The sequence below is a fragment of the Aeromonas sp. QDB11 genome (assembly GCF_027705265.1).
GTDB lineage: Bacteria > Pseudomonadota > Gammaproteobacteria > Enterobacterales > Aeromonadaceae > Aeromonas > Aeromonas allosaccharophila.
Genome location: NZ_JAPDBM010000100.1, coordinates 1 through 8,945 on the forward strand (window position 1 = coordinate 1; position 8,945 = coordinate 8,945).

The window sequence follows — 8,945 nt, forward strand, 5'->3', positions numbered from 1 at the left end:
GGCCCGAGAAACCCGAGCCGGAGCAGAAAGAGGCTGCTTAAAACAGCTTTGCGCGACAACTATCTTGAAAAACGCCGTTCGTCAAGGTCTTTCTTTTGTGATAGTTCCTCAAATGCACCAAAGAACCATTTTTGCACGGTTTTAAATTTCAGATTCCTTTCATTTGCATAAAACTGACGCAAGTTAGTTTTTATAGAGTCTTCATTACAATTAACATACTTAGCAAATGCTTGATAACCTACCCTCTTAGACTCAAAAGCCTGAAGCAAGGGTTCAATTATACCTGACTTATGGGGTATCCAATCCTCAAGAGGAGACGTAGGCATCAGTTTTAAAAATAGAGACTTCTTATTCTCCATCGATACCTTGCTGTTAAAATCAGCGTCAAACGCGGCAAACACCTTAATAAACATGTAGATGTTTAGATAATGTAAAATTTTAGCCAGAGTCTCATTATCTTCAAGCTCTATACTTACATCACAATCATTGACAACCGACCCAACGCCCAGCTCAGTCAGACTTGACAATATCCAATCGTTATCAATTATTTTCTGAATTCGCTCTTGGCCATCAAGGCCATCCAAGCTATCTAATAACTCCAGTAATCTACCAAGCAGATGATTAGCTTGTATACATGTCTGCGGATAATACCCATTAATTTGTAACGCTTTAAATAAGGCTGGCCATTTAACCCGAGCAGAGAACTGAACCCTCAGAATAGGTTCGGATGACGGCTCCAGATATTCAGGCTCTACACCCAGAGAAAAAAGGCTTTCTTTTAATCTATGGAAAAACTTTTCAGCCTGAGGAGTTACCTTTAATGGTTCATTTAATGAAAAAAACTTCTTGAGTGTTTTTGCACATGGCGCATGCAACTTTCCTTCACTCAGTAATGGAGAGCTAAATATCCCATGGAAAAAATCCCCTGCCGAAGGATAGCCAAGCCACTCAATATATTGCTCTGGATCATAAAGAAACATTTAATACCCCCACCGGTTAAACGCCAGCGGCATTTTGTTCAGCTTCTCTCGATGCTCTCTCCAATTTGGTAAGTGAAAATCCATCAGGGAGATAAATCGCTGGTTATGTTTGCGTTCTAACAAATGCACCATCTCATGGACAACAATAAATTCCAGGCATTCAGGGGGCTTCTTGACAAGTTCGAGGTTAATCCAGATGCGAGCAGTATCAGTTTTGCAGCTACCCCACATGGTCTTCATGCGTTTGATACCGACAAAAGAAGGTGCAACCTTGAGCATCTCCTGCCACTTGGTAATAAGTACCGGAAGACGCTGGCGTAGAAGTTGACGATACCACTCTAGCAACAATGCCTCGCGACGAGCTGCATCATAATGAGCGGGCACCCGCATGCGGATCCAGCCGCCCTGTAACTTGACGCTATGGTCACCATCGGTCTGGATCACATCCAGTCGATAGCCTCGTCCCCAAAGATAATGGGTCTCTCCACTACACATCTTGCGCTCGCTCTGACGCGGCTGGGCAACAAACGCCGCCTGCTGCTGTCGGATCCAGGCCAGTCTTCGCACCACTGCAACACGAATGGCGGTATCAGACAAAGCAGTGGGCGCAGAAACCCGCACCCGTCCATCAGGAGGCAATACATTGATGTGCAGGTTTTTGATGCCCTTGCGCTGCAACTCGACAGTCAGCTCACCAAAGGTAACCAACGCCATCAATGGTACTCCGGCTGGGCTTTTACCAGGGTCATCACATCCGCGACGGTCACATCGTACTCTTTGATCTCTTCGGCAATAGCAAAGGCAACCTCCCGCTCTTTGAAGCGATCACCGAGCCAGTCCGCCTTTTTAGTGTATCTGACGGCAGTATCGATCCTGGTCACCAGCACTTCATCGCGGCCCAAATTGTCATAGAGCGCGCGCTTGGCTGAGGTATCGACACTTCCAGGATAGGTCTCTGCCCCCCCACTGGCTGGACGTTTCACCTTCATAGCCAGCTCTCGCACTTTCTCCAGATACTCCTGGTAAGAGATAGCCTGAGAGCGACGCAGCTCAATCAGCTCATCGAGCAGCACCGACATCTTTTCGTAGTACTTGGGGTTAACCGGATTCTCGTCGACGATGGTTCGTCGCACGTTGTTTTCAATCGCCTCAGCCATGGCCTCGGGGTCTTTACGCAGCCCCTCAGGCGCCCCCTCAAGCGCTTCGCCCCCCCGCTCGATGATCAGCTCCAGCAATCCCAGCTCTTCAAAGTCCATCAGGGTTTCACTGGGGTCAGCATCAATATAGAGATCCAGCATCTGGCGCATCGCCGGCTCGAACTGCTTCATATCGACGTGATCACTACTGGCTACTTTGATCAGGTCGCGCACCTTGCTGTAGTGCTCCACCTCACGACGGATTGCAGCAGCCTGGCTCGCGCTATAACCGGCCTCTTCCATCTCCCCCGCCAGAGCGGTGAACGCACGGATAAGCTTGGCGACATATTGATAAAGGGTTAGACGCAGCGCCTCCTTGTCGAGCAGCTCATCTTCGTCTGCTCCCGGAGCACAGCAGAAGTAGTGCTGATAATCCAACTCTTCGCGGGGGGCCTTGACCGGTTCGCAGAGCGTTCGCACTGCCTCCAGAGCGTCGTCAAGATCCTGCCGTCCTTGCGCCAAGCGATCTTTGAGTAACCCAGCGACATCCTCCTTGTCATAGCATTCAAACGCCTCGGCCGTATAATCCTTGACGGTCTTCTCAAGAGAGCGAAACAGGTCCTTATAATCGACGATATAGCCATACTCCTTATCGGCACCATCGAGCCGGTTAACCCGACAGATAGCTTGAAAAAGGTTGTGATCGGCCATCTTTTTATCGATGTAAAGGTAGGTCGCTGACGGAGCATCGAAACCGGTCAACAGCTTGTCCACGACAATCAGCAGCCGCATCCGACCAGGCTCCTTGATAAAGCGCTGTTTGACCGTTTTCTCAAACTCCTCCACCCGCTTGCCAGCCTCATCCTCGCTCTGGCCGAAAAAGTTCGCCAGCATCTTGCGATAGATATGGTATTTGGCCAGCTTTTCGGTCAACCCCGCACCGGTCGTCTGTCCTTTGATGTTACTGGCATTAGGCTGATAGCTGGTGATGATGGCACACTTGTCAGCAAATCCTGCCTGACTGAACAGCTCATAGCTTTTGCAAGCCTGATAGACACTGGAGCACACCAGCATGGCATTGCCACGGCCATCCGCCAGGCGCTGTTTACGGTCAAAATCGAGCAGGATATCGGCCACGATCTGCTCGAGTCGTGAGCGGCTCGAGAGCAGCTTCTGCATCGAGGCCCACTTCTCTTTTAACTGCTGGCGACCAAGTCGGGAGAGCGCCTTGGTCTTCACCTCGAACCATTCATCCACCTTGGCCTGGGACTTGACCCGTTGGTCAATGTCGCGGGCCTCATAACGCAAGTCCAGCACCACCCCATCACTCACCGCTTCGTCAAACTTGTAGGTGTGAATGAAGGGTCCAAACACCTCTACCGACTTCTTCTTATCCTTCTTCATCAGGGGTGTGCCGGTGAAGCCAATAAAAAGTGCCTCGGGCAATATGCTCTTCATGGCCCCATGCAACTTGCCCGACTGGGTACGGTGGCACTCATCCACAAACACAAAGAGTTTGCCCTTGGCCGCAAAATCAGCCGGCAGGCTGGCTTTGAGCTCGGCGATAAATTCATCGTCATCTCTCTCAGCCGTCTCATCTGCTTCTTCCGTGTGTCGGCCAAATTTGTGCACCAAAGAGCAAAGCAGCCAAGGGTGTGCCTCGTTCAGACGGCGTACCAGATCGGCCCCACTCTTGGTACGCAGGATCTCCTCTTCGACCCCGGCAAATACCTTCTCTATCTGCTCATCGAGTTCGGTACGGTCAGTGATGATCAAGACCCGACTGTCAGCGACATTCTCTCGGATCCACTTGGCCAGCCACACCATGGTCAGGCTTTTACCGCTGCCCTGGGTATGCCAGATGATCCCGCCCTCATGACGTTCAATAAACCGCTTGGCTGCCGAGATCCCGAAATACTGGTTATGGCGACAGGTTTTCTTAACCCCACTATCGAAGACAATAAAGTTGTGAATTAACTCAAGAAAGCGCCCCTTCTCGCAAAGCTGGGCCAAGTGGCGATCCAACGGATTTTCATCCTGCGAAGAGCCGGCCTCTTTCCACCCCAGATAATATTTCTCAGGGGTTTCGATGGTACCGTACCGCAGGCCCTGGCTGTCGTTGCCTACCATGAGCAACTGTTGAGTGGTGAAAAAATTGCGAATGAAATCCTGTTGCTGGTTGTCGAGGTTTTGCCGGATCCCTTCACCGATAGAGACGGTGGATCGCTTGAGCTCGATCACCCCTAGCGCAATACCGTTAACGTAGAGCACCAGATCCGGCCGCTTGGTATTCTCCCCCGCGACCGTCACCTCCTCGGCGATGGCAAAGTCGTTAGCCTCAGGATTGGCCCAATCTACCAGCCAGACGGTCTGATGCTGCTCACCCGCCCCGCTCTTCTCCTTAACGCCATAGCGCAACAGGCGGTAGACCTCTTTATTGGCATCATAGAGCTGACGCCCCTCCCCCAGGCTGGCCGCCCGCTCCAGCTGGCGCAGGACTCGGGGAATAAGCGCAGCATCCGTACCACGACCCATCAACCAGTCAGTCAGCAGAGCAGGTTCGACATTGCGATTGTTGGGGCGGGTATGCCAGTTACCGAGGTAGTGCCACCCTAATCGTTGCTGAAAAAAGGTGAGAACGCGTTGCTGGATGGCCAGCTCTTTTTGACCAACTTTTCCCATAGGAGAAATTCCATGTGGACAACAAGATGGCTGAGGCTGCATAGCCAAACAACCAACCTGAAAGAGATGATATCCAAATCAAGAGGGCTGCAAAGGCGGCCCTAGTCTTGATTCAATAATTAAGACAATGAGTAACATTACGACGGAGTCAGACAAGACTACCATATTTCAAGAACATGGCGGTTGTCACTCATCAATGAAAATCAGAAAACCCCTGCTGTAAGCGCGTGAGTGCAATCTGCAAACTCTTGTCATCAAACAAGCCAGCTTTGCGCCGTGCCCATTTTTCCCCTTTCGGCCAACGCAGGAGCCCAGCCCGCAGCGCCTCGACGGTGGGTTCGCATCCCTCTTGGTTTATCAGCCAGTCAACGGTTGCTAGCAGCTCCATTCCATAGGGCGATTCAAATCCGTCGATAAGCGCAGCAGCTTGCTCCAGCGCGGGTAAGTAAGCTCGCGCCTCGGTATGCAAATAGGCGGCAAGTTGTTGCTTCTTGTCATCATTGAACCAGATGACATCGAAGGGTTTGCTGTCCGGGATCCGCTTATCTGATTTGAGATAACTGCCGTCCATTGCATTCAGCAAGTGGGCCAGATTATTGGCATAAGGCCCGTAATGGTGTGCAGTGAAGTGCAACTGCAGCGGATCTTGTGGCACCGTTTGACGAATAAAGCGCGCCAGAAACCATGCCAGTTTTTGAATTTCCAGCAGGCTGCACTCCATGCCAAGAAACCAGTAGCGACGGACCAGCTCGGCAATCAAGGCACGGGCCGGTGTGAGATGTTCGACGCCAGTACGTTTGGCAACATTCTGGTACTGGTTGCTGGGTTCAAACAGCAGGATCTCAATATCCAAATCACCGAGAGCCCCTTCAATGGCCTGTTTTACTTCAGGCCATGGTAGGCCACCATTCCCTGCCCCAAGCGGAGGGATGGCGATAGATTTGACGTGATTTTGCACCAGCCAATGTCGCAGATCTTGCAAGCCTTCCTGAATCCATACCATCAGGGATGGAGATCGCCAATGTTGCTTGGTGGGAAAGTTGATGATCCAGCGGGGGCCGAGTAGCTCACCAGTTTCGGTGATAAACATCTTGCCGGTGGCCACTTGCCCTGACTTACAGGCAGCCGCATAGCGAGCCATGTTGTCAGGGAAGCGCTCTTTAAACATCAGCGCAATACCCTTACCCATGACACCAACGGTGTTCACTGTATTCACCAATGCCTCAACAGGCGCATCCAGCAGGTTGCCAGTGGTGTATCGAATCATCAGAAATACCATCCAGAACGAACATGAACCGGTCGGGCGACACCCAATTGGGCCATCGTTTGCTCAACCTGAGCCTTTGTCTCTTCGTTGTAACACACCACGCCGACTAATGCCTCAACGGGACAGTGTTGATGCACCAACGCCTCTGCTTGGTAGCGTTCGAACTTGGCGGGGTCATCTGGGTTTCGTTTGAAGTCACGCCGTTGCAAAATGGGCCAGTCGATGCGGTTCAGTTCCCCCAGATCATCGTAGAAATTGGCCCATTGATAATAGGCGTGGCTGTCGGTAAACAGGAATGCCAACTCCAGCTCGGCAATTCGATGCAAACTGGATACCAGGATCAGGATCTCGTCATTACTGCGCTGCGGCACGCCCCTCCCTGAGTGGATATTGCTGAGCATGGGAGAAAAGGGAGTGAAATAGAATGGCACGTAGTCGTTCAATACCCCGAAAGGCGCCAGCGGCACCGGATGATGGGCGCGCTTGCTGATCAACTCGGCCAAACCAATATGTACCCAAGAATCACTCTGCTCGGTTGCGTTGCCCGCCCACAGACCATGAGTCAAAATCCATGGCAGATTATCGCGATGCACGATACGAAAGATCAGCGCCTTCTCTGGATTGATACTGCGACTGTAGTCATATGGCATTGGTCTGGTTCTCCCGTATTATGTCTGGTCGCATGGCAAAGCATGTAATAGAACATCTAACATCTCGTCTTCATGGCGTTTCATTGCCTCAATGTGCCAGTCATCTGACTCCATCATCAAATATTGTTTAATGCTGTCGATGACCCCACCTGCGTAGTGTTCTTGTTTGGCTTTGGGCAAATAGTCACTTAGACGTGAATTTTTTTCATGGCTAATCAGACAGAGATTGCCAAATGCATTCAGGTGCTCACTTGGCCATAGCTTCCCTCCTCTAGGATGCTGTGGGTAGTAGTGTTCCACCGAACTGCGAGAGGTGAATTGAAAGTTGGCAATAGTGCTGTCTTTGTTAGCCGCTCTACGATTCCTTTGCCATAAGAGATAATCGAGAAAGTTAAAGATCAGATTGTTCTCTATCTGTCCGTAACAGAGACGCTGCCTCACAATATTTCTGTCGATCTGCTCTTGTACTGTTTGAGGCAGATCTTCCTGCCGATAGATCATATCGAAATAGTCGGCCCCGGTGTCAGCCAGGAAACGGTCAAAAACAAACCTCTTGGCAACCGACTCCAGATAGACCAGATAGTCAGCGGCTTGTATCGGTTGCTGCGCGTCATTGAAGAGCCAGTGAAGTGCCGCATTGAGCCAATGCTTATAGACCATAGTCGGAGCGGAGACATGAAAAGCTGCCAGCAACATCGCAAGTTGCTGATTGATGTCATTCTCACCCTTTTCATTACTAAATGATTTCGGATAGTCGGTGCTTCCGCCACTGTCTTTCTTGTAGCTTTTCAGACTCCAGCCTGTCTTATTTGCAGCGTATTCACGCTTGATAACATACGAGTCAAACAGATGCTTGCAGCGCAGTAAGGCAAAGGTGAATGCCTTGGTGCCTTCAATAGCTTGCGCCTTTCCGATCACCCCCTGCGTTGGGTTGCCACGGAGCAGATAGTCGTCAAAGGTATCCAGCAGCCGTTTATCATCGAGGGGAATATCCTGTTTGAGCAGGACACGCAGCACATGCAGCAGGAAATTCGGGAAGTTGATCACTGAGTGGAAGCGTTTCGCGCCATCATCATCAAGTTGCTCAGTGTGTTTGCCCACCGGTTGTTGGATCAGCGCTTCAAGACTCAATGAAATTGGTCTATCCATCACGGCAGCTTGCCCATCCCCAAGCAGCTCACTCAAAGCGTCAAAGCTATCGACACGCAGTTGATGCCACTCTTGACCAAACAATTTCGACCGCTCGGAGGTGGTAAAACCAGCTTGCACATACTTGTCGATATTGGCGCACGCGTCCCACACCTTATGCAGAGCATACTCGCTACAGGCTTTTTCAACTGGGTCAGGGATTTGACTCATTACTGCCAGCAGACGGGCTTTAAGCACTTCATGTTTTACGAGCTGCTCACCGCGACTGTTCATCACCTCGAAATAGTGGTTGAGGTCTGTCTTTGGCGGCACACCGACTCGCAGGATCTCGACACGGTTTAGTAGATAATCCGAAAACTCGATGGGGCTGATATTACGTGCCTTTAACTTGTTTCTCAGCACGTTGTGAATTATCCGGTAACCACGCAGGATTGCGTCATTAATCTCGGTCATACCCGTTAACTGAGGCGGGTTACCTTCCAGTTGGCCATTGAACAGTGCAGAAAGGGTTTGGCGAGAATGCTCACGGCATTCGAAGTCGATATTGGGTTGACGATACCAGTCGAGTTCAACACCGAGCGATCGCCCCTGATTGCGTAAATAGGTTACCAACAACGACAGCGTTGTCAGTCGTTGCTGGCCATCGATCACTTCATATATCGCTCGATCGGCCTCACGCTCCCGTGCGGATACCACCAAGCTGCCGATATAGTAGCGCTTCCTCTTGGGCTGATAGTCGAGCACATCCTCAATCAGCTGGATTATCTCGGCTTCTTCCCATGCGTAGTTGCGCTGATACATAGGGATCAGATAGCTCACCTGCTCCTCTGGCGGGGTGTTACCCAGCAGCTTGCCCACTGAGAGAAGGGTGATCATCTCATCGCTCATCGAGATACCCCATTTTGTCAAATAGTGCTTTCAATTCATCAATCTTGGTGCCATTAACCTTGGTCACGGTCGGCACCTCATATTGCAAGAACAGCTGGGGATTAGTCGCCTCACGTACAGGGCGAGATCGTGAACATTTTGTTAAAAATTAAAAATAGTTTTTTGCCTACAAAACAAATACTTATAGGCCTGT

General features: G+C 50.7%; 6 protein-coding genes. All 6 read right to left on the minus strand.

Annotation, left to right across the window (positions count from 1 at the left end; translation table 11 throughout):
• Positions 1-59 precede the first annotated feature (59 nt).
• The 6 genes from OKC40_RS21085 to OKC40_RS21110 all read right to left on the minus strand — a co-directional run bounded on the left by OKC40_RS21085 (position 60) and on the right by OKC40_RS21110 (position 8,752).
• Positions 60-980 carry a hypothetical protein gene (locus tag OKC40_RS21085; RefSeq protein WP_270796875.1) on the minus strand — a complete coding sequence of 307 codons (921 nt, stop codon included), beginning with the start codon at positions 978-980 and terminating at the stop codon, positions 60-62.
• A complete protein-coding gene (locus tag OKC40_RS21090) occupies positions 981-1,694 on the minus strand; it encodes a M48 family metallopeptidase (RefSeq protein WP_270796876.1) in 714 nt (237 codons plus the stop codon).
• The gene (locus OKC40_RS21095; RefSeq protein WP_270796877.1) at positions 1,694-4,798 is read right to left on the minus strand and encodes a type I restriction endonuclease subunit R; all 3,105 of its coding nucleotides are present in this window, start codon (positions 4,796-4,798) and stop codon (positions 1,694-1,696) included. The genes OKC40_RS21090 and OKC40_RS21095 overlap by 1 nt, the downstream gene beginning before the upstream one ends.
• Before the next feature lie 193 nt (positions 4,799-4,991).
• Positions 4,992-6,065 (minus strand): type II toxin-antitoxin system antitoxin DNA ADP-ribosyl glycohydrolase DarG, encoded by a 1,074-nt coding sequence (gene darG / locus OKC40_RS21100; protein WP_270796878.1) that lies wholly within the window; start codon positions 6,063-6,065, stop codon positions 4,992-4,994.
• Positions 6,065-6,715, minus strand: coding sequence for a type II toxin-antitoxin system toxin DNA ADP-ribosyl transferase DarT (gene darT / locus OKC40_RS21105; protein ID WP_270796879.1), 651 nt, complete (start codon positions 6,713-6,715; stop codon positions 6,065-6,067). The genes darG and darT overlap by 1 nt, the downstream gene beginning before the upstream one ends.
• Before the next feature lie 18 nt (positions 6,716-6,733).
• Positions 6,734-8,752, minus strand: coding sequence for a DUF262 domain-containing protein (locus tag OKC40_RS21110; RefSeq protein ID WP_270796880.1), 2,019 nt, complete (start codon positions 8,750-8,752; stop codon positions 6,734-6,736).
• Positions 8,753-8,945: the final 193 nt, after the last annotated feature.